Below are 19,950 nucleotides of genomic sequence, written 5' to 3'. Positions count from 1 at the left end.
CGTCATGCCGGGCTCCGGCGCCGTGGCAGCGGTCGGCGTCGGCATCATGCCGGGGGCCTGCTGGGCCGGCTCGGCTGCGGGAGCCGCCATGCCGTGCGCGGGCGTGCCGTGCGCGGGCGTGGCCGCCGGGTGCTGGACCGGCGGGGCAGGGGCCCAGGGGCCCGGTTCGCCGTAGGGCGGGGTGCTGTAGGGGTCCGGGTCGTGCAGGGGCTTGGGACGGTCGGCGGAGGCGTCGTGTGCGTGGCCGAGCGGATGAGGGGCCACGCCCTCGGTGAAACCTTCCTGCTCGGCACCGGCGGCACCGGCACCCGCACCGCCGAATCCGGCAGGCGCCGTATCGGACGGCTCGGGCGGTGCTTCGGCCTCGGCGCCGCTCCCGGGCGGCACCGGCGCCGGGCGCTCCAGCTCGAAGTCCCCCTCGGCGTTGGCCTCGCCACCCGGACGCGGACCCACGGGTAGGCTCAGCTCGTAGTCACCGCCGGAATCATGGCTGGATACCGCACCGTCGGCCACGGAACCGGATGCCTCGCTCCCGGGCTCCCCTGAACCCGCCCCGGCTTCCCCCGCAGGGACCGGCTTCCCCTCGTTCATGCTCTCCCCACACCCGGCCCGCGGCGCGGCCGTGTCGGCAGTCGCCGCTGGGCTGTCGATTCCGCACCCGAACGTTTCCGCGGGCGCCACATTGGATTCAACCAGGTTCCCGCGCCGCCGCGCAGACGCCGGGTTCAGTGGGCGGTGCCTGAGGTGGGTGTGGGGGACGGCGTGACGGACGAGGTCGGCACGGGTGTGGCCAGGAGCCCGGGAGCCGTGACCTCCGGGGCGGCCGGCCAGGAGTTCAGCGTGAGCGGTGCGGCTTCGGTGAGCGGCCGTATCAGCGGGGACATCGCGGCGGCTCCGGCCACCACGGGGGCGGTCAGGGCACGGATCTCGGCGGCGTCCTGGACGCCCGGAGCGTGCACTCCGGGCAGCAGCGGGGCGGAGGCCTCCGTGGACGCGACGGGTGCCCGGTCGAACGCGCGCTGCCCGAGCAACGGTCCGGCTGAACGCCGACGCTGGTTCTCGGGCGACGTGGCACCGCCGCCCGCGCCCGGCGAACGCATCGGGGTCACATTGCTTCCGGCGCCAGAACCGCCGCGCGCCTCCACACCGGCGTCGGCGCCGCCCGTGGACACACCGCCGAGCGCGATCGCGGCCAGCGACACGGCGCCCGCGGCGACGAACGCGAACCGCAGCCCGCGCGAAGCCGACCGCTCGGCGTCATGGCGGCCGACCGGATGGATACGGAAGCCGCGGTCCCCGGAGAGAGTCCGGTCCTCGGAGGGGGACAGCGCCGTGGCGTGCGGCCCCGAGGGAACGTATCGGAAGGGCTCGCCCCTCACTCCGAAGACGCCGGTTCCCTGGGGCAGCCCGGCGGCTCCCTGGAGCCTTCTGCCGAAGCCTCCCCCGCCGAGCGGCGTGCCACCGCCGTCGACGTCACCTCCCGCGGACAGGCCCTGAAGGCGGGCCAGGAAGCTCTCCGAGGGCGGCGGCGGGGCCGCCTCCGCGAAGACGTTCTTCAGTCGGCGCTGTGCGTCGGCCTCGGCCTTGCACTTCGGGCATGTGGCCAGATGGGCCAGCACGCGCTCGCGCGTCTCATGACCGAGCTCTCCGTCGATCAGGGCGGAAAGGCGGTCTCCCAGGTGCTGCTCTGCCGGTGTGGGGCGACGGGATCCACTCACGCGGTCGCGCCCCCTCCCCCCAGAGCGGGCACACGGGCCACGAAGGAGCGCCGCTCGGCGCGCGCCTCGGGCGAGCGGTGTGCCAGGGCCTTGCGCAGCTGCGAGCGGCCGCGGTGGATACGGGACCGGACGGTGCCGAGCTTGACGCCCAGGGTCGCGGCGATCTCCTCGTACGACAGTCCTTCGATGTCGCACAGGACGACGGCCGCACGGAACTCGGGCGCGAGCGTGTCCAGGGCCTGCTGGACGTCCGCGTCGAAGTGGGCGTCGTTGAAGAGTTGCTGCGGGGTCGGCTCGCGGCTGGCCAGCCGCTCGGCCGCGTCCTCGCCGAGCGCGTCGAAGCGGATGCGCTGCTTGCGGCGGACCATGTCCAGGAAGAGGTTCGTCGTGATGCGGTGCAGCCAGCCCTCGAAGGTGCCGGGCGTGTACGTCGACAGGGAGCGGAAGACCCGGACGAAGACTTCCTGGGTCAGGTCCTCGGCGTCGTGCTGGTTTCCGGTCAGGCGGTACGCCAGCCGGTAGACCCGGCCGCTGTGCATGCTGACGATCTCCTCCCAGGTGGGCGGAGTCCACGCCTGCGAGTCCGCGTCGGTGGCGAAGGTCGCGGTCTGCGCGGTGTCGGCAGCGTGGTGAGTGTCAGCGATGTCGGTCACGGATTTCGGCTCACCCGACGACCTGAGGAGGCGCCGCAGCACTCTTCCCCGATCCACGGGCGCAGCCGCACCTCCCCTGTCAGCTCTGGTGGTGTCCAGTGGAGCCCCTACCATAGCCACCTCGCCCGTTAGCTCCGGATAAGCGGTTTTAAGAGAATTTGATGTGCGCTGATGCGGCTGCGTCAGCACTTGCTCGGCGTCCAGGTCCATCCGTTTCCCCCCGCCCTTCTCCCGCCGCTCTTCCCACCCTTACAAACGCCTGGTCCCATCTGCGGGTTCCCGTGGTCAACGGATACAGTCACGCCCAGGCAATCACGGGGACAGGAGAGGGTCATTACCGGCAACCGGCAGACGAGCTGGGCGTTCGCCGACGCCTATGTCGCCGAGGACGACGCGCTGCGCTGGGCCCGTGTCCGGGCCCGTGAAGCAGGGCTGCGCTCGGTGTCGCCCAGCACGGGCGCCGCGCTGCGATTGCTCGCTGCCTCCGTGGACGCGAAGGCGGTGGCGGAGATCGGGACCGGATGCGGCGTCTCTGGGATTCATCTGCTGCACGGAATGCGTCCCGACGGCGTGCTGACCACGGTGGACCCGGAGCCGGAGCACCAGCAGTTCGCCCGGCAGGCCTTCCGCGCCTCCGGCTTCGCGAGCAACCGCGCCCGCTTCATCCCGGGCCGCGCCCTGGAGGTGCTGCCGCGGCTCGCGGACGCCGGCTACGACCTCGTCTTCTGTGACGGCGACCGGCTCGAGGTCCTCGACTACCTCGCTGAATCGTTGCGCCTGCTGCGCCCCGGAGGGCTCGTCGTCTTCGAGGGCGCCTTCGCCAACGGCCGCACGGTGGACTCGGGACCACAGCCGACGGAGGTCCTCCGGCTGCGGGAGCTGCTGCGCACGGTGCGCGACAGCCCGGACCTGATGCCCTCGCTGCTCCCGGTGGGCGACGGGCTGCTGTGTGCGGTCAAGCGCTGAGCGGGCGGGCGGCGCGTATGTGACGCGTATGTGAGGGGACATGCGGACCCTGCTCCCGGAAGACAGCTGCCCCGGCACCGCGTACGATGCCGGGGCAGCTGAAAGCCGGGGTCGCTTGCGCGTCAGCCGACGACCTTCTTGAGGGCGTCGCCAAGCGCGTCGGCCTCGTCAGGGGTCAGCTCGACGACGAGCCGACCGCCGCCTTCGAGCGGAACGCGCATGACGATGCCCCGCCCCTCCTTGGTCACCTCGAGCGGGCCGTCGCCCGTCCGCGGCTTCATGGCCGCCATGCTCGTTCCCCTTCCTGAAACCAGCTCATCGTCTGCCGACGGCCCCTTGAAGGGCACGCGATCCTTCGCAGGACACGCGTCACCGGCATCGAACACATTGCTTCCAAGCCATTATCCCGCATCTCAGGACCCGATGACCAACATCAGTCGGCATCGCTTGGGCAACACGCGCGAGCAAAACCACTCAATTCGGCGATGTGGCTGTGATACTTCGCCGCCGCACGGACATCCGCCGTCCCGACGCAAACGGAAATTCTTTGACGCAGGTCACACGTCCGGTACGGTCCGCGGACGGTGATCTCCGCCATGCTGTCCTTCGGACGCAGGGCGTACCGACCGGTACGACGGAGCCGCGACACCGGAGGGGAACACCATGGCCGACACCGTGCTCTACGAGGTGAGCGACGGACTCGCGACGATCACGCTGAATCGTCCCGAGGCGATGAACGCGCTGAACATCGCGACCAAGGTCGCCCTGCGGGACGCGGTCCGGTCCGCGGCGACCGACGACGCCGTGCGGGCGATCCTGCTCACCGCCGCCGGAGAGCGGGCGTTCTGTGTGGGGCAGGACCTCAAGGAGCACATCGGGCTGCTGGCCGCCGACCGGGAGTCGGGCTCGGGGCAGACCATGACCACGGTGCGCGAGCACTACAACCCGATCGTCCGGGCGCTCACGGATGCGCCCAAGCCGGTGGTGGCCGCGGTGAACGGGGTCGCGGCCGGGGCCGGCTTCGGTTTCGCGCTGGCCGCGGACTATCGGATCGTGGCGGACACCGCGGCCTTCAACACGTCGTTCGCAGGGGTCGCACTGACCGCGGATTCCGGCGTCTCATGGACGCTGCCCCGGGTGGTCGGGCCCGGTCGAGCTGCTGACCTGCTGCTTTTCCCGCGGAGCATCAGCGCACAGGAGGCGTACGAGCTGGGGATCGCGAATCGGGTGGTTCCCGCGGGCGAGCTGCGGGCCGAGGCGCTGAAGCTGGCCGCGGCGCTCGCCGAGGGGCCGACGGTGGCGTACGCGGCGATCAAGGAAGCGGTGGCCTACGGGCTCACGCATTCCCTGGAGGAGACGCTGGAGAAGGAGGACGAACTGCAGACGCGGGCGGGGGCCTCCGAGGATCACGGGATCGCGGTGCAGGCGTTCGTGAACAAGGAGCGTCCGAAGTATCTGGGGCGATGAGGTCGGTCGGCTCGGCGAGAGCGGGGCGGGCCGGGTGAGCCGGTAGGGCCGGGGGCTTCGCCCCCTGCTCTCCCCCGCTCACTTCTCCCCCCTCACTCGCTCCGAACGGCCTCCTCCCCGGTCTCCGGAGGGGCTGGTTCCGCTCAGTCTCCGGGTGAATCGGTCCTGGCCGCACACGTCTCCAGATGGTCATCCACCAGCCCGCACGCCTGCATCAGCGCGTACGCCGTCGTCGGGCCCACGAAACGGATGCCGCGCTTCTTGAGGGCTTTGGACAGGGCCGTCGACTCGTCGGTGACCGCGGGGACGTCGGCGAGCGTCTTCGGGGCGGTACGGGAGGCCCGGTCGGGGGCGTACGACCAGATCAGCTCGTCCAGCTCACCCGGTGCCCAGTCGGCCAGCACGCGCGCGTTGGCGAGGGTCGCCTCGATCTTGGCGCGGTTGCGGATGATGCCCGGGTCGGCGAGCAGGCGCTCCTGGTCGGCCTCCGTGAAGCCGGCCACCTTGGCGATCCTGAAGTCGGCGAAGGCGGCGCGGAAGCCCTCGCGGCGGCGCAGGATCGTGATCCACGACAGGCCCGACTGGAAGGCCTCCAGGGACAGCCGCTCGTACAGCGCGTCGTCTCCGTGGACCGGGCGGCCCCACTCCTTGTCGTGGTACGCCACGTAGTCCTCGGTGGACAGGGCCCAGGGGCAGCGCAGCACGCCGTCCGGCCCCGCCACGGCCGCGCCGCTCACTGGTGGTTCCCCTGGGCCGGATCGTCCGTGGGGCCTCCGGCCGGGCGGGCGCCGGCGAGCGCGGCCTCAAGGTCGGCGATGCGGGCGTCCCGCTCGGCGATCTCGGCGCCGAGGCGGCCGAGCGCGTCGTCCACCTCCGCCATGCGGTAGCCCCGGAGGGCGAGCGGGAAGCGCAGGGCCTCGACGTCCGTGTGGGAGACCGGGCGGTCCGGCGGCAGCGGGTCGTCGAGCCGCTCGGGTGCCGCCTCCGGCAGGGGCGCGCTCTCGCCGCCGCCCACCACGGCCAGTGTCACCGCGGCGACCACGACGGCGAGCGCGACGACCAGGAACAAGAACATGAACATCACTGAGGTCCCCACGCTCGGAGCCGGCGCGCTGCGCGCCGGCACGGAATGCCGATGTCGATTGTGTCTGGGTCCGATCGTGCCATGCGACGCTGACAATTAAGGTCGCAGGCGGCGAAGCGACGGGACGTACTGGGAGAGGTCACAGGCGATGCTCAGGCTGGGCAGGCGGGAATTCGGCACGCACGAGCCGGTGATCATGGCAATCGTGAACCGGACCCCGGACTCCTTCTACGACCAAGGGGCGACGTTCCGCGACGAACCCGCCCTCGCGCGCGTGGAGCAGGCGGTCGCTGAGGGTGCCGCGATCATCGACATCGGCGGGGTCAAGGCCGGGCCGGGCGAAGAGGTCACGGCCGAGGAGGAGGCTCGGCGGACGGTCGGTTTCGTCGCCGAGGTGCGGCGGCGCTTCCCCGATGTGGTGATCAGCGTGGACACCTGGCGGCACGAGGTCGGTACGGCGGTGTGCGAGGCGGGCGCGGACCTGCTCAACGACGCCTGGGGCGGGGTGGATCCGCGGCTCGCGGAGGTCGCTGCGCGGTACGGAGTGGGGCTGGTGTGCACGCACGCGGGGGGAGCGCAGCCGCGGACGCGTCCGCACCGGGTGGCGTACGACGACGTCATGGCCGACATTCTGAAGGTGACGCTGGGGCTGGCCGAACGGGCGGTTGTGCTGGGGGTGCCGCGCGAGTCGATCCTGATCGACCCGGGCCATGACTTCGGGAAGAACACGCGGCACAGTCTGGAGGCGACTCGGCGGCTGGACGAGATGGTCGCCACCGGGTGGCCGGTGCTGGTGTCGCTGTCCAACAAGGACTTCGTGGGCGAGACGCTGGACAGACCCGTGAAGGAACGGGTGTTGGGGACGCTGGCGACGACGGCGGTGTCGGCGTGGCTGGGGGCGCAGGTGTACCGGGTGCACGAGGTGGCGGAGACGCGGCAGGTGCTGGACATGGTGGCGTCGATCGCCGGGCACCGGCCGCCGGCGGTGGCGCGCCGCGGGCTGGCGTAGCCCGCCGGGTACGTGGCGTGGGCCCCGCCCCCGCCACCCCTACCCGTCCCATCCCCCAGGGGCTCCGCCCCTTCAACCCCGCCAAGAGCTCACGGGCCTCCGCCCGGCACCCCGATGGGGCTCCACCGAGGCCCCATCCGGGGACGAGCCACCGCACCCCTGACAGGGCTCCGCCCCCGCACCCCGCCGGCTCCGCCCCAGGCCCCATCCGGGGACGAGCCCCCGGACCCCCGCTCCTCAAACGCCGGAGGGGCTGAATGTCCCCGGCCGCGCCGAATATCTGAGCCCGTCCGGATATCTGAGCCCGTCCGGATATCTGAGCCCGTCCGGATATCTGAGCCCGTCCGGATATCTGAGCCCGTCCGGATATCTGAGCACGTCCGGATTATCTGAGCACGTCCGGCGTTCGAGGACGAGGCCGTTCAGGCCGACAGCGGGGGTCCGGGGCGCAGCCCCGGGGACAGCGCGGGGTACCCCATGTCGGCGGTTCAGGCTCAGCGCCTAGCGTCCCGCCTCCTTCGACACCAGTTCCACCGCCTCGTCCACATCGTCCGTCACATGGAACAGGAGCAGGTCCTTCTCCGAGGCCTTGCCCTGGGCCACCAGGGTGTTCTTGAGCCAGTCGACCAGGCCTCCCCAGTACGACGTGCCGAACAGGACGATCGGGAAGCGGGTGACCTTCTGGGTCTGGACCAGGGTCAGGGCCTCGAAGAACTCGTCCAGGGTGCCCAGACCGCCCGGCAGCACCACAAAACCCTGCGCGTACTTCACGAACATCATCTTCCGGACGAAGAAGTACCGGAAGTTCAGACCGATGTCGACGTAGGGGTTCAGGCCCTGCTCGAAGGGCAGCTCGATGCCGAGGCCGACCGAGATCCCCTTCGCCTCGCAGGCGCCCTTGTTCGCCGCCTCCATCGCGCCCGGGCCGCCGCCCGTGATCACCGCCCAGCCCGCCTGCACCAGACCGCGTCCCAGCCGCACGCCCGCCTCGTACTCCGGTGAGTCCACGGGCGTGCGCGCCGAGCCGAACACGCTGATCGCGGGCGGGAGTTCGGCCAGCGTTCCGAAGCCCTCGATGAATTCCGACTGGATACGGAGGACTCGCCACGGGTCCGTATGGACCCAGTCCGTGGGGGCACGCTCATCCAGCAGGCGCTGGTCCGTGGTGCTCTTCATCACCTGGCCCCGCCTGCGCAGCACCGGGCCGAGCCGCTGCTCGTCCGGCGGCACCTTTTTACCCTCGGGATTGCCAGTAGGCATCTGGGCTCCCTCCGATCGGCGGTCGTTCCACCCAAGCGTAGATCCACGCGGGTTACGGACGGGGGACGTGTGCATGTCCGCAGTGGACCGCCCTCCAGACCGTCGGCGGCCGGTCAGGACGTCAGCCAGGCCCGCAGCCGCTCCTCCCCCGCGAGGATCTTCGCCGTCTCCACGCGCTCGTCCCGCTTGTGCGCCAAGTGAGGGTTGCCGGGGCCGTAGTTGACGGCCGGGACGCCGAGCGCGCTGAAGCGGGAGACGTCCGTCCAGCCGTACTTGGGCTGCGGGGTGCCGCCGACCGCCTCGATGAACGCTGCGGCGGCCGGGTGCGAGAGGCCGGGCAGTGCGCCACCACTGAGGTCGTCCACCACGAACTCCTCCACCCCGCAGTCCGCGAACACCTCGCGGACGTGTGCGATGGCCTCCTCCTCGCTCCGGTCCGGCGCGAAGCGGAAGTTGACCGCCACGACGCATTCGTCCGGAATTACGTTCCCGGCCACCCCGCCCGAGATACCGACCGCGTTCAGGCCCTCGCGGTACTCCAGCCCGTCGATCACCGGGTACCGGGGTTCGTAGGCGGCCAGCCGGGCCAGGATCGGGGCCGCCGCGTGGATCGCGTTCGAGCCCATCCAGCTGCGCGCCGAGTGGGCCCGTTCGCCCTTGGTCTTCAGCAGGACCCGCAGCGTGCCCTGGCAGCCGCCCTCGACCTGGCCGTCGGAGGGCTCCAGCAGCACCGCGAAGTCGCCCTCCAGCCACTCGGGGTGGGCTTCCGCCACATGCTTGAGACCGTTGAGGTGTGCGGCGACCTCTTCGTTGTCGTAGAAGACGAAGGTGAGGTCTCGGTTCGGCTCGGGGACCATCGCCGCGATACGGAGCTGGACCGCGACGCCCGACTTCATGTCACAGGTGCCGCAGCCCCACAGCACGCCGTCCTCGTCCAGGCGGGAGGGCACGTTGTCCGCGATCGGGACCGTGTCGATGTGGCCCGCCAGAATGACGCGTTCCGGCCGTCCCAGATTCGTCCGGGCCACGACGTTGTTGCCGTACCGCTCGACCGTCAGGTGCGGCAGGGCCCGCAGCGCGGTTTCGATCGCGTCCGCGAGGGGCTTCTCGCTGCCGCTCTCGGAGGGGAAGTCGACGAGCTGCGCGGTCAGCCGCGCAGCGTCCAACGTGAGGTCAAGCGGGGTATCGGCCATGATGTCGACCCTAGCGCGCCGCACCGCGCGGGATCGCCACACGAGTTGTCCACAGCCTCGGGCAACGCCTTTGGGTGCCTCCAGTACCTTGTACCCGTGCCAGAGCCGTCGTCCCCCACCCCCAAGCGCCGTGGCCGCCTCCTCCGTTTCGGGGCGGCGTTCGTGGTCCTGCTCGCCGTCGCGGGCTATCTCGTCGTTCAGTACCTCACGGGCTCGGGCGCCCCGAGATGCAGGGTCGTCTCGGGCAAGGACGACGGAGCGTCGTACGAGTTCACACCGGAGCAGGCGGTCAACGCGGCGACGATCACCGCCGTCGGCACCACGCGCGGCATGTCCGAGCGCGCGGTGACCATCGCGCTCGCGACCGCGCTCCAGGAGTCGGGCCTGCGCAACATCGAGCACGGCGACCGGGACTCGCTCGGCCTGTTCCAGCAGCGCCCGTCACAGGGCTGGGGAACCAGGAAGCAGATCATGGACCCGACGTACGCGGCGGGGGTGTTCTACGAGCACCTGGCCAAGGTTCCGGACTACGCCGAGCTGCCGCTGACGGTCGCCGCTCAGCGCGTGCAGCGCAGTGGCTATCCGGAGGCGTACGCCAAGCACGAGCCGGACGCCACGCTGCTCGCCGCCGCGCTGACCGGCCGGGCGGCGGCGACGCTGACCTGCGAGGGGCGCCCGGAGCCGACCGGGACCGGCGGTCCGGACGCGGTGCGGGCCGCGCTCGTACGGGACTTCGGACGCGACGTCCTGCAGACGGCCGGCGCGCAGGTGAGCACCGCCCGGCCGTCACCGTCCCCCACGGACACGGCGCAGCCGGTCGCCGATGCGGTGACCATCCCGGTGCCCCGGAAAGCCGGCGCCTCGGGCAGCGCCCGTCAGCGCGGCTGGGAGCTGGCGCACTGGGCCGTGGCCAACTCCTCGGCACTGCATATCGCGCGCGTCTCCTTCGAGGGCCGCGTGTGGTCCCGTGGAGGTTTCGCCAACGAGTGGCGTACGAGCGGTGAGACCGACGCGAAGGCTTCGGCCGCCGCCGTCCACATCGTCACCGGCCAGTAGTTCGGGCAGCAGTACGGACCCTCACTCTTCGGTGTTCTGCGCGGCGCGCCTCGGTGACGGGGCGCGCCGTTTTTTGCGGGGCCACTCTCCCTCAGGGCGAACCCCTTGAGAACAAAGGGCTGTAAGGATTCGGCAGGGTTTCTGGACCGGCGCCGTTTGCCCGATTTCATCCCCAACCGATAATGCGACGCATTGCCAACTCTTTACATTGGGCCACCGCAACCTTCGCGGGCTTCGAGCGGTAGTCAGTGCGTCCGAGCCGGGAACGATCAACTCCCGGACATGGTCGGACACTTCACCGTTCTCTTCCGTCTAAGGAGCATCATGTCCCTCCCCCTGACCCGTCGGATCGCCCGTGCCGCGCTGCTGATCGCAGCGGGAGCGGCGCCCGTGGTCGGTGCGGCCGGCTCCGCCAGTGCGGCGACGGCCGACCTCCCGGCCACCCCGAACCTCGGTGGGCTGACCGCTCTGGACGGCGCGCAGGTCGGCACCACGGTCGACGGTGCCACCCAGAAGGTCGACGGTGCGGCCCAGAAGGTCACCGGGCTCGCGGGTGACGCCGGCAGCACCGCGGTCAAGACCGGCAGCCAGGCGGTCAAGAAGGCCGTGCCGACCGCGACCAAGGCCGGCGGGAAGGTCGTCGGGACGGCGGCGCCGGTAGCGCAGAAGGCGGCCGGGGACGCGGCGGGCCAGGCCGGCGGTCTGCTCGGCGACACCACCAGGACGGGGCTGCCGGTGCAGGGGCTGCCGGGTCAGCAGCTGCCGGTGCAGGGGCTGCCGCTGGGCGGCTGAGCTTCCTCCCGTACGGCGGAGGGGTCCAGGGAGTTGCGCCCTGGACCCCTCCGCTTCTTGACGACAGGGCCTAGCCGAGGCGCTCCACCGCCGCCCGGACCCGCTCGTCCGTCGCCGTCAGTGCCACGCGTACGAACTTCTCGCCCGCCGGGCCGTAGAAGTCACCCGGGGCGACGAGGATGCCCAGGTCGGCAAGGTGGGACACCGTCTCCCAGCAGGACTCGTCGCGGGTCGCCCACAGGTACAGGCTCGCCTCGCTGTGCTCGATACGGAAGCCGTGCTTCAGGAGGGCCTCGCGCAGAACCGTGCGCCGGGCCGCGTAGCGCTCGCGCTGCTCCCGGACGTGCGTGTCGTCGCCCAGCGCGGCCACCACCGCCGCCTGCGTCGGCGCCGACGTCATCATGCCGCCGTGCTTGCGGATCTCCAGGAGCGGGCCCAGGACCGCCGGGTCGCCCGCGAGGAACGCCGCCCGGTAGCCCGCCAGGTTCGACCGCTTGGACAGGGAGTGGACCGCGACGATGCCCTCGTACGAGCCGCCGCACACGTCCGGGTGCAGGACGGAGACGGGGTCGGCCTCCCAGCCCAGCTCGATGTAGCACTCGTCGGAGAACAGCAGCACACCGTGCTCACGGGCCCAGGCGACGATCCTCGTCAGCTCGTCCTTGCCCAGCACCTTGCCCGTCGGGTTCGACGGGGAGTTGAGCCACAGGAGCTTCAGGTTCGTCGGGTCCAGCTCCGTCGGATCGTCGTAGACCACGTAGTCCGCGCGGGCCAGGCGCGCGCCGACCTCGTACGTCGGATAGGCCAGGCGCGGGTACGCGACCCTGTCGCCGGGGCCGAGGCCCAGCTGGGTCGGGAGCCAGGCGACGAGTTCCTTGGAGCCGACGACCGGCAGGACATGGCGATGGGTGACGTCACGGGCGCCCAGACGGCGCTCCACCCAGCCCGTGATCGCGTCCCGCAGCTCGGGCGTGCCCCAGACGGTCGGATAGCCCGGCGAGTCCGCCGCCGCGACGAGCGCTTTCTGGATCAGCTCGGGGACCGGGTCGACCGGGGTGCCGACGGACAGGTCGACAATCCCGCCCGGGTGCGCTGCGGCCGTCTTCTTGTACGGCTCCAGCTTGTCCCAGGGGAAGGTGGGAAGTCGGTCGGAGACTGCGGACACGGGTTCGGCTCACTTTCTGGTACGACGGGCGCCCGATACGGATGTACGGGCGCCAAACGTCTCGGTCCCGTACAGCGCCGGAAGGCACCGTACGGGACCGGGACGGCACCGTTTCAATTGGTCTCCGGGGCGCTCCAGCCGGTGTCGGGAGCCCGACCGTGCTCAGCCCTTCGGCTTCGCGCGCTCGTACTCTCGACACCGGCGCGCACCGGTTGTACGTGCCGTTTACTGGTTCATCGGGGGCAGCGCCGCGATGAAGGGGTGGTCGCGCTCGATCAGCCCCAGCTTGCTGGCGCCACCGGGCGAGCCGAGCTCGTCGAAGAACTCGACGTTCGCCTTGTAGTAGTCCTTCCACTCCTCGGGAGTGTCATCCTCGTAGAAGATGGCCTCAACCGGGCACACCGGCTCACAGGCTCCACAGTCGACGCATTCGTCCGGGTGGATGTACAAGGACCGCTGGCCCTCGTAGATGCAGTCGACCGGGCACTCCTCGATGCACGCCTTGTCCTTGACGTCGACACAAGGCTCTGCGATGACGTAGGTCACGCTGTCGTTCCTCCTCGATAGGGCGCTGGCGGGCCTCCTCAGGCTCCGCCGCCTGGCGCGCGGGAGCGCGGCGTCGTCGATGCCCGCACCTAGTATCTCCGTTCCTGGGCATGATCCGAACAGGAGGGGTGAACTGACCTGTGGAAATCTCTGCGGGTGGACGGCTCGAGGTCCGTATCACCGCTGCTGACGTGGGCAAACGCGTCTCCGTACGGCGGTGGAACGAACATGCCGCCGAGGGTGAGAGGTTCACCGACACGGTCGGCGTTCTCACATCATGGGACAACGGTGTGCTACTGATCACTCGGCGGGGCGGGGAGAGCGTCCGGATAGCGGAGTCCTCCCTGGTCGCGGGCAAGGTCGTTCCCGCGGCTCCGGCCCGACGGCGGGGTCCAGCGGCATCGTACGAGGAGCTGGCGCGGATCTCCGCCAGGGCCTGGCAGCCCGTCGAGCAGGAGCGCCTCGGCGAGTGGGAGCTGCGCGCCGCCTCCGGCTTTACGCGCCGGGCCAATTCGGTGCTGCCGCTCGGCGACCCCGGGCTGCCGCTGGATGAGGCACTGACGGCCATACGGCGCTGGTACGCGGCTCGTGGGCTGCCCGCCTGCATGCAGCTCGCGACCGGGGCGGAGGGCACGCAGGAGCTGCTGTGCGGGGAGCTGGAGGCGCGCGGGTGGACACGGGAGGTGACCGCCGAGCTGTGGACCGGCGCGCTGGCGCCCCTCGCGGACCGTGAGGCGCCCGGGGTCGTGCTGTCGCGCACGGCGGACGACGCGTGGCTCGCCCGCTACCAGCGCAAGGGCGTGAGCGAGGTGGCGCTGAAGGTGCTGGGCAGTGGGCCCTCGGTGTGGTTCGCGACGGTGCCCGGGGCCGAGGGCGCCGCTCCGGCGGCGATCGGGCGGTGCGTGGTGGACGGGCGCTGGGCCGGTTTCGCGGCGGTCGAGGTCGATCCGGACCTACGCCGGCGGGGTCTGGCCACGGCCGTGATGGCCGCGCTGGCCCGGCAGGCCCTCGACGAGGGCGCCTCGGCGGCCTGGCTCCAGGTGGAGACGGACAACGAGGGGGCGCGGGCGCTGTACGCACGACTCGGCTTCGGGGCGCATCATGCGTATCACCACTACCGGGAGCCGGAGGGCTCCCGCGGACCGGACACGGGCGGCCCGTCGGTCACCGGTACCGGCCCGGTGGTGTGAGAGGTTTCGAGGCTGCGATGCGTGCTCCCTATCCCCCGGAACCGGAGCGGGCCGCCGAGGTGCGGCGGCGGTTCGCCGACGAGGCGCGGTCCGAGCGGCCCGATCTGGCGACCCTGTGTCTGCTCGTCGGCGCCGCGGCGGACGGGACGCTCGACGAGGCCGGGATCGACGCCGCGCAGATCGAGCTGGACCGGCTGGCCGGGCAGCTGCCGTACGGGCCGGGCGGGCCGCGGGCCTGGGCCGTCGTGCTGGCCGACGTGCTCGGCAGGCGCTGCGGCTTCCGCGGCTCTGCGGCGGACTACGAGCGCCTGGAGTCCTCGTTGCTGCACGAGGTGCTGCGGCGACGCCGCGGGCTGCCGATCCTGCTCTCGGTGGTGTGGATGGAGGTCGCCCGCAGGGCCGGGGCGCCGGTGTACGGCGTCGCGCTGCCGGGGCACTTCGTGGTGGGGTTCGGTCCGCAGGAGGAGCAGGTGCTCGCCGATCCCTTCGACGGGGGGCGGGTGCTGACCGGGTCCGACGCGGAGCTGCTGGTCGCCGGGGCGACCGGAGCGGGGTTGGATCCGTCGATGCTGGAGCCTGCCGACACGCTCGACGTGGTGCTGCGGGTGCTGAACAACGTCCGGGCGTGGGCCGCCGCCCGGCCCGAGCGGTCGGATGTCGCCCTGTGGGCGGTCGAGCTGTCGCTGTTGCTGCCGTCGCATCCGGCGCGGCTGCGGTACGAGCGTGCTCAGCTTCTTGTGCAGCGCGGGGATTTTCTGCGGGGGGCCACGGAGCTCGATGCGTATGCCGAGCTGGTGGCCGAGGTGGACGCAACGGCCGCGGAGGCGGTGCGGGGGCAGGCTCGGGCGGCCCGGGCTCGGCTCAACTAGGCGGTTCGAAGGGGCACGCTACAGCCAGCCCTTCTCACGGGCCATCCGTACCGCCTCCGCCCGGTTCCGTACCGCCAGTTTCTGGATGGCCGTCGAGAGGTAGTTGCGGACCGTGCCCTGGGACAGGTGCAGGGTCCCGGCCAGTTCCGCATTGGTCGAGCCGTCCGCCGCCGCGCGCAGGACCTCGCGTTCCCGGTCGGTCAGCGGGTTGGCGCCGTCGGCCAGGGCGGCCGCCGCCAGCGTGGGGTCGATGACGCGCTCCCCGCCGAGCACCTTCCGTACCGCCGCGGCGAGTTGGGCCGCGGGAGCGTCCTTCACCAGGAAGGCGTCGGCGCCCGCCTCCATCGCCGAGCGCAGATAGCCGGGGCGGCCGAAGGTCGTCAGCACGACCACCTTGAGCGCCGGCAGCTCCCGCCGCAGCTCCGCCGCCGCCTCGATCCCGGTGGCACCGGGCATCTCGATGTCCAGCAGCGCCACGTCCACCTCGTGGGCGCGCGCCGCGGCCAGCACCTCGTCGCCGCGCGCGACCTGAGCGGCGACCTCGATGTCCGCCTCGAGACCGAGCAGGGCGGCCAGCGCCTCGCGGACCATCGACTGGTCCTCGGCCAGGAGGACCTTGATCGTGCGGCTCATGCCCCGGATCCTACGTCCACCGGAGCACCCACGGGCACACGGGCGACCAGCCGGAAGCCGCGCCCGACCCGGCCCGCCTCCAGGGTGCCGCCCACCTTCTCCAACCGCTCGGTCAGGCCGGTCAGGCCGTTGCCGGGACCCTTGCCCGCCCCGACGGAGCCGTTGTCCTCGACGGAGAGTTCCAGCACCGCTCCGTCCAGGGTCTGGCGCCTGATCACCTCCACCGTGCAGCGCTCGGCGCCACTGTGCCGCACCACGTTGGTGACCGCCTCGCGCAGCGCCCAGGCAAGGGTGGACTCGCGCTCTTCGGGGACACCGCACAGGTCCGGTTCGGCGGGCACGTCCGCGGCGACTCCGGCCGCCGTCAAGGCGACCTGGGCGCCCGCGAGTTCCGCGGCCAGGCGCCGGCGCCGGTAACCGGTGACCGCCTCGCGCACGTCGACCAGGGCCTGACGGCTGACCTGTTCGATGTCGGCGACCTGCTGGGCCGCCTTGTCGGGGTGGTCGGGGAGCATACGGCCCGCCAGCTCGCTCTTCAGCGTGATCAGGGAGAGCGAGTGGCCCAGCAGGTCGTGCAGGTCCCGGGCCAGCCGCAGGCGCTCCTCGTTGGCGGCGAGCTGGGCGACGGTGGCGCGGGCCTTGCGCAGCTCCACCGTCGTACGGACCAGTTGCTTCACACCCGTCATCGCGAAGCCGAGGAGCACCACCATCAGGAGCAGGCTCCAGTCGTCCAGGCCGGTGCGCAGGCCGACCAGAAGCATCGCGAGGGCGTTCAGCCCGATCGCCCAGTACGCGATCCGCTGCGGCAAGGCCGCGCCGCACGTGGCGGAGACGTACACGAAGAGGCCGATCCACGCGCCGCCGAGAGTGAGGCACAGGACGACGGCGAGCGTACCGAGGAGCGCGACGAGGCAGGCGACGGCCGGTCCGGAGAACGGCCGGCCCATGTTCCGGAAGACCAGCGCCAGATAGAGGCCCGTGAAGGACACCAGGGCCACCCAGCCTGCCGCGGTCGCCGCGGTCGTGTGGTGGCCGGAGGTCAGGTCCTGCACCGGCGACCCGAGGAAGATCAGCCAGGGGAGGATCCAGACCAGCTTGCGCAGCGCCTCGCCGGTGTTGCGGGGTGGCTGGCCCACCCGGATCGCGTTCTCCGCCCGGACTTCCTCGGGCAGCCCGTCGTCCGTCATAGTGCTCACGCCTTCAGCGTGTCCTTCCGGTACAGCCAGGCCGCGCCGCCCGCGAACAGGACGAAGAAGGCGACGAGGACGGCGATGTCCTGGGCGTGCGGGGCCTGGCTCTGTTCGATCGCCCGTCCCACGGCAGCGTACGCGTGCGTGGGCAGCCACCTGGCGATGTCCTGCAGCCAGGCCGGGAAGGCGGAGGACGGCCACCACAGACCGCCGAGGATCGACAGGCCGAAGTAGATGATCATCGTGATCGGGCGCACCGCGTCCCCGGAGGCAAGGTAGCCGATGGCGACGCCGAGCGCGGCGAAGACCAGGCTGCCGGCCCAGATCGCGCCGGTGAGGGCGAACCACTGCCAGGCGTCCAGCCGGACGTGCTTGACGGCGGCGGCGACCAGGAAGACGACCACGATGGACGGCAGGCTGACGACGGCGGCACTGGCGGTCTTGGCGAGGACGTAGCCGCGTCCCGGCAGCGTGGTCAGCCGCAGCTGTCGTACCCAGCCGCCCTCCCGCTCCTTGGCGATGCGCTCGCTGTTGCCCATCAGGACGGCGGTCAGGGCGCCGAAGGAGGCCATGGACACCATGACGTACGCCGCGACGGTCAGCCCCGAGCCGTCGACCTTGCTGTTGGTCCCGCCCTGGCTCGCGACGAGCAGGAAGATGATCGAGGGGTAGATCACCGAGAAGAACAGGAACCTGCGGTTGCGCAGGGCGCGGGCCAGCTCCAGCTTGATCAGACCCCACGAAGCAAAGGTATTCAGCATGACTGCTTGGCCTCCTCGGCCTCCGTGATGGCGACGAACGCCTGCTCGAGCCCGAGCCCGGCGACTTCGAGGTTGCGGGGGTAGACGCCGAGGCCGTACAGGGCGTGGACGGTCGCGTCGGCGTCGGAGGACTGGATACGGACGGTCTGTCCGGAAACGTCTATCGAGGTCAGGAACGGCAGCGCGCGCAGCGGGGCCTCGTCGATCGTGCCCTCCAGGTCGAAGGAGACGCGGCGGGCGCCGGCCTTCGCCTTGATCTCGGCGGCGGTGCCGTCGGCGAGGAGGCGCCCCCGGTGCAGTACGAGCACGCGGTCCGCAATCGCGTCCGCCTCTTCGAGATAGTGGGTGGCGAACAGGACCGTACGCCCCTCGTCGGCCTGCTCGCGCATGGCGGCCCAGAAGGCCTGGCGGGCGGAGACGTCCATACCGGTGGTCGGCTCGTCGAGCACAATGAGGTCGTTGGCCCCGGCGGTGGCGAGGGCGAAGCGGACGCGCTGGGCCTGGCCGCCGGAGAGCTTGTTGACCTTGCGGTCGGCGATCTGCGAGATGCCCGCGCGGGCGAGGACGTCGGTGACCTTGAACCGCTTGGGGTGCAGATCGCAGGCGAGCTTGACCAGCTCGCCGACCGTGACCTCGTCCATCAGGCCGCCGCTCTGCAGCATGGCGCCCACCCGCCCGCCGACGATGGCCTCGCGAGGGCTGGTCCCGAACACCCGGACCGAGCCGCTGTCCGCGTGCTTGAGCCCGAGAAGCAGGTCGAGGGTGGTCGACTTGCCCGCCCCGTTGGGCCCGAGCAGGGCCACCGTCTCCCCCGGGTGCAGTGCGAGCGTCAGCCCGTCCACCGCCCGGACGTCGCCGTAGGTCTTCGTGACCTGGTCGAACCCGACCACCGCTGTGGTGGGCGCCGTTGTCGTCGTCATGCCCCCATCGTCGCGGCGCGGGGGCGGCGCGGGGCAGTGCCGCGCGTCGCGCGTTCGGCATGACAGATGTCATGGCGGAAGGGGTGACAGTGCCCATGCACGACAAGGGGGCAGCCGGCCCGTGCCGGCTGCCCCCTGCTCTCGGTACGCGCTACTGAGGATTGGTCGGGATCGTGACGACACGCTCGGCCGGCGTCGTGCCGCGCAGCGCCTTGTCGAGCGCGACCGCGACGTCCTGCGGGCTCACCGGCTTCTTGCTGCCGTCGCTCTTGGCGATCGTGGCCCCGTCGAAGGCACCCTTGTAGAGCCCCTTCAGGACGTCCAGGTCGATGTGCTCGACCAGCTTGCCGTTCACTGCCTGCACGCTCAGGAACTTGTAGATCGAACGCGCCGGACTGAAGGACACGGTGTGCGCGGCATCCGTGCGCACCGTGACGAGCCCCGACATCGCGGGCTCGGCGAACGCCTTCATCATCCGGTCGACCTCGGCGTTCGTGATCGACGGCTGCCGGGTGGTCGTGGGCACCTTCACGGGTGTGCTGGCGCCGGTCTCGACCTGGGTGTGGTAGGCCTCCTCGACGGCCGCGGTCGAACCCGCGACGTCGATGCCCTTGCCCGCCTTGCCGTAGACGGCGGTGGCCTTGCCGGACTCGAACTTGATCGTGCCCTCGGTCATCGAGCCGGAGCCGCCCGCGGCACCCTCCAGGGCGGCCTGCAGCTTCTCCTCGTCGACGGGCATCTCGGGCTGGACGACGCGCTGCTGCCCGAACAGGGAGCCGATCACCGACACCGGGTTGTAGTCGCTCTGCGCGGCCTTGGCGACGGTGGCCTTGCTGTCCAGCTGGAGGCCCGCCTGGTCCGGCTTAAGGGAGACCGTCTTGCCGTCGACCGACAGCTGGAGCGGCTTGTCCGTACGGCTGCCCAGCGCGGCGTCGAGCTTCTGGACCGCCTCGTCGCGGGTGCCGCCGCCGATGTCGACGCCGAGCACGGTCGTGCCCTTGGGCACGTCGGAGTGGTTCATCAGCAGCCCGGCGCCATAGACGCCGCCGCCGAGCACGAACACGGCGCCGACCAGGAGGACCAGCTTGCTGCGGCCCTTCTTCTTGGCCGGCTTCGCGCTGGTGGACGTCTGCGCCTTGGGCACATCCGGCAGCTTGGGGGGCGTGTGCGACATCGTTCCGTCGGAAGGGGTGCCCGCCGCGAACGGCCCGTCCTGGACGCCCGGCGGGACGACAGGGATCCCGCTCGTGACGGTGTGCCCGGAGACGTTGTCTGCGGGGCCGCCGAAGCCCTGGGAGCCCGGCTCGGGGGCGGGCTTCTGCGGGGTGAGGATCGCTGTGTCGTCGCTGAGTCCGCCGCCGGGGCGGCCCTGGCCGGCTGGGGCTCCGGACGCGCGGGGACCGAAGGGTCCGCCCGCGCCGGCGCCGGGCGTGCCGGGTGCCAGAAGGCCGGGGCCCCCGGTGCGAGCCCCGGTGGCC

Annotated in this window: 20 protein-coding genes and 2 pseudogenes; 7 read left to right on the top strand and 15 right to left on the bottom strand. The window is 71.5% G+C overall.

Annotated elements, in window-relative coordinates; genetic code table 11:
* The 3 genes and pseudogenes from ABT186_RS44020 to sigE all read right to left on the bottom strand — a co-directional run.
* Positions 1–453: pseudogene (locus ABT186_RS44020) on the bottom strand (protease); the annotation flags it as partial.
* A gap of 272 nt (positions 454–725) precedes the next feature.
* Entirely contained in the window at positions 726–1,718 is a 993-nt protein-coding gene (locus ABT186_RS44015; protein ID WP_351233863.1) for an anti-sigma factor family protein, read from the bottom strand.
* A complete protein-coding gene (sigE, locus tag ABT186_RS44010) occupies positions 1,715–2,485 on the bottom strand; it encodes an RNA polymerase sigma factor SigE (protein WP_351233861.1) in 771 nt (256 codons plus the stop codon). The genes ABT186_RS44015 and sigE overlap by 4 nt, the downstream gene beginning before the upstream one ends.
* A 153-nt stretch (positions 2,486–2,638) precedes the next feature.
* Between sigE and ABT186_RS44005 the strand changes: the two genes are divergently transcribed.
* Positions 2,639–3,337, top strand: a complete 699-nt coding sequence (locus ABT186_RS44005; RefSeq protein WP_351233897.1) for an O-methyltransferase — start codon at positions 2,639–2,641, stop codon at positions 3,335–3,337.
* A 122-nt stretch (positions 3,338–3,459) separates the two neighbouring features.
* Here the strand turns inward: ABT186_RS44005 and ABT186_RS44000 are convergent, their stop codons facing one another.
* Entirely contained in the window at positions 3,460–3,627 is a 168-nt protein-coding gene (locus tag ABT186_RS44000; RefSeq protein ID WP_003966491.1) for a DUF3117 domain-containing protein, read from the bottom strand.
* Between the two features lie 373 nt (positions 3,628–4,000).
* Between ABT186_RS44000 and chcB the strand changes: the two genes are divergently transcribed.
* Positions 4,001–4,804: a 2-cyclohexenylcarbonyl CoA isomerase gene (gene chcB, locus ABT186_RS43995; protein WP_351237847.1), complete on the top strand. Its 804-nt coding sequence runs from the start codon at positions 4,001–4,003 to the stop codon at positions 4,802–4,804.
* A 143-nt stretch (positions 4,805–4,947) separates the two neighbouring features.
* On the opposite strand, the gene ABT186_RS43990 is transcribed toward chcB, so the two are convergent.
* On the bottom strand, positions 4,948–5,541 hold the full coding sequence (locus tag ABT186_RS43990) for a DNA-3-methyladenine glycosylase I (protein WP_351237845.1): 594 nt from the start codon (positions 5,539–5,541) through the stop codon (positions 4,948–4,950).
* Positions 5,538–5,885, bottom strand: coding sequence for a DivIVA domain-containing protein (locus ABT186_RS43985; RefSeq protein ID WP_351237843.1), 348 nt, complete (start codon positions 5,883–5,885; stop codon positions 5,538–5,540). Before ABT186_RS43985 ends, ABT186_RS43990 begins: the two co-directional genes overlap by 4 nt.
* A 151-nt stretch (positions 5,886–6,036) precedes the next feature.
* Here ABT186_RS43985 and folP point away from each other — a divergent pair, with 151 nt between their 5' ends.
* Positions 6,037–6,897, top strand: coding sequence for a dihydropteroate synthase (folP, locus tag ABT186_RS43980; RefSeq protein WP_351929962.1), 861 nt, complete (start codon positions 6,037–6,039; stop codon positions 6,895–6,897).
* Between the two features lie 501 nt (positions 6,898–7,398).
* Here the strand turns inward: folP and ABT186_RS43975 are convergent.
* Together ABT186_RS43975 and dapE are read right to left on the bottom strand one after the other, a co-directional pair.
* Positions 7,399–8,157 carry an LOG family protein gene (locus tag ABT186_RS43975; protein WP_351232602.1) on the bottom strand — a complete coding sequence of 253 codons (759 nt, stop codon included), beginning with the start codon at positions 8,155–8,157 and terminating at the stop codon, positions 7,399–7,401.
* 113 nt (positions 8,158–8,270) lie between these two features.
* The gene (gene dapE / locus ABT186_RS43970) at positions 8,271–9,350 is read right to left on the bottom strand and encodes a succinyl-diaminopimelate desuccinylase (protein ID WP_351929960.1); all 1,080 of its coding nucleotides are present in this window, start codon (positions 9,348–9,350) and stop codon (positions 8,271–8,273) included.
* A 96-nt stretch (positions 9,351–9,446) separates the two neighbouring features.
* On the opposite strand from dapE, the gene ABT186_RS43965 reads away from it, so the two are divergent.
* Both ABT186_RS43965 and ABT186_RS43960 read left to right on the top strand, forming a co-directional pair.
* Entirely contained in the window at positions 9,447–10,406 is a 960-nt protein-coding gene (locus ABT186_RS43965; RefSeq protein WP_351929958.1) for a VldE C-terminal domain-containing protein, read from the top strand.
* Between the two features lie 324 nt (positions 10,407–10,730).
* A complete protein-coding gene (locus tag ABT186_RS43960) occupies positions 10,731–11,198 on the top strand; it encodes an ATP-binding protein (protein WP_351232596.1) in 468 nt (155 codons plus the stop codon).
* Between the two features lie 70 nt (positions 11,199–11,268).
* On the opposite strand, the gene ABT186_RS43955 is transcribed toward ABT186_RS43960, so the two are convergent.
* Together ABT186_RS43955 and fdxA are read right to left on the bottom strand one after the other, a co-directional pair.
* Positions 11,269–12,363, bottom strand: a complete 1,095-nt coding sequence (locus ABT186_RS43955) for a bifunctional succinyldiaminopimelate transaminase/glutamate-prephenate aminotransferase (RefSeq protein ID WP_351232594.1) — start codon at positions 12,361–12,363, stop codon at positions 11,269–11,271.
* A gap of 225 nt (positions 12,364–12,588) precedes the next feature.
* Positions 12,589–12,909 (bottom strand): ferredoxin, encoded by a 321-nt coding sequence (fdxA, locus tag ABT186_RS43950; RefSeq protein WP_043443616.1) that lies wholly within the window; start codon positions 12,907–12,909, stop codon positions 12,589–12,591.
* A gap of 140 nt (positions 12,910–13,049) precedes the next feature.
* Between fdxA and ABT186_RS43945 the strand changes: the two genes are divergently transcribed.
* A complete protein-coding gene (locus ABT186_RS43945; protein ID WP_351929956.1) occupies positions 13,050–14,099 on the top strand; it encodes a GNAT family N-acetyltransferase in 1,050 nt (349 codons plus the stop codon).
* Positions 14,100–14,116: 17 nt separating this feature from the next.
* Positions 14,117–14,968 (top strand): transglutaminase family protein, encoded by an 852-nt coding sequence (locus ABT186_RS43940; protein ID WP_351232591.1) that lies wholly within the window; start codon positions 14,117–14,119, stop codon positions 14,966–14,968.
* Positions 14,969–14,986: 18 nt separating this feature from the next.
* Here ABT186_RS43940 and ABT186_RS43935 read toward each other — a convergent pair whose 3' ends face one another.
* The 5 genes and pseudogenes from ABT186_RS43935 to ABT186_RS43915 form a co-directional block, all read right to left on the bottom strand.
* Positions 14,987–15,601 (bottom strand): response regulator, encoded by a 615-nt coding sequence (locus tag ABT186_RS43935; protein WP_351232589.1) that lies wholly within the window; start codon positions 15,599–15,601, stop codon positions 14,987–14,989.
* Complete coding sequence (locus ABT186_RS43930) at positions 15,598–16,788, bottom strand: sensor histidine kinase (protein ID WP_351232604.1); 1,191 nt, start codon at positions 16,786–16,788, stop codon at positions 15,598–15,600. Before ABT186_RS43930 ends, ABT186_RS43935 begins: the two co-directional genes overlap by 4 nt.
* Before the next feature lie 5 nt (positions 16,789–16,793).
* Complete coding sequence (locus tag ABT186_RS43925) at positions 16,794–17,552, bottom strand: ABC transporter permease (RefSeq protein WP_351232587.1); 759 nt, start codon at positions 17,550–17,552, stop codon at positions 16,794–16,796.
* Complete coding sequence (locus ABT186_RS43920) at positions 17,546–18,472, bottom strand: ABC transporter ATP-binding protein (protein WP_351929954.1); 927 nt, start codon at positions 18,470–18,472, stop codon at positions 17,546–17,548. The genes ABT186_RS43925 and ABT186_RS43920 overlap by 7 nt, the downstream gene beginning before the upstream one ends.
* Before the next feature lie 151 nt (positions 18,473–18,623).
* Positions 18,624–19,950, bottom strand: a pseudogene (locus ABT186_RS43915) (hypothetical protein); the annotation flags it as partial.

Source organism: Streptomyces sp. NPDC001634 (assembly GCF_040298185.1).
Classification (GTDB): domain Bacteria; phylum Actinomycetota; class Actinomycetes; order Streptomycetales; family Streptomycetaceae; genus Streptomyces.
Note: the sequence above shows the minus strand (reverse complement) of the source record. Positions and strands in the feature narration are given on the sequence as shown.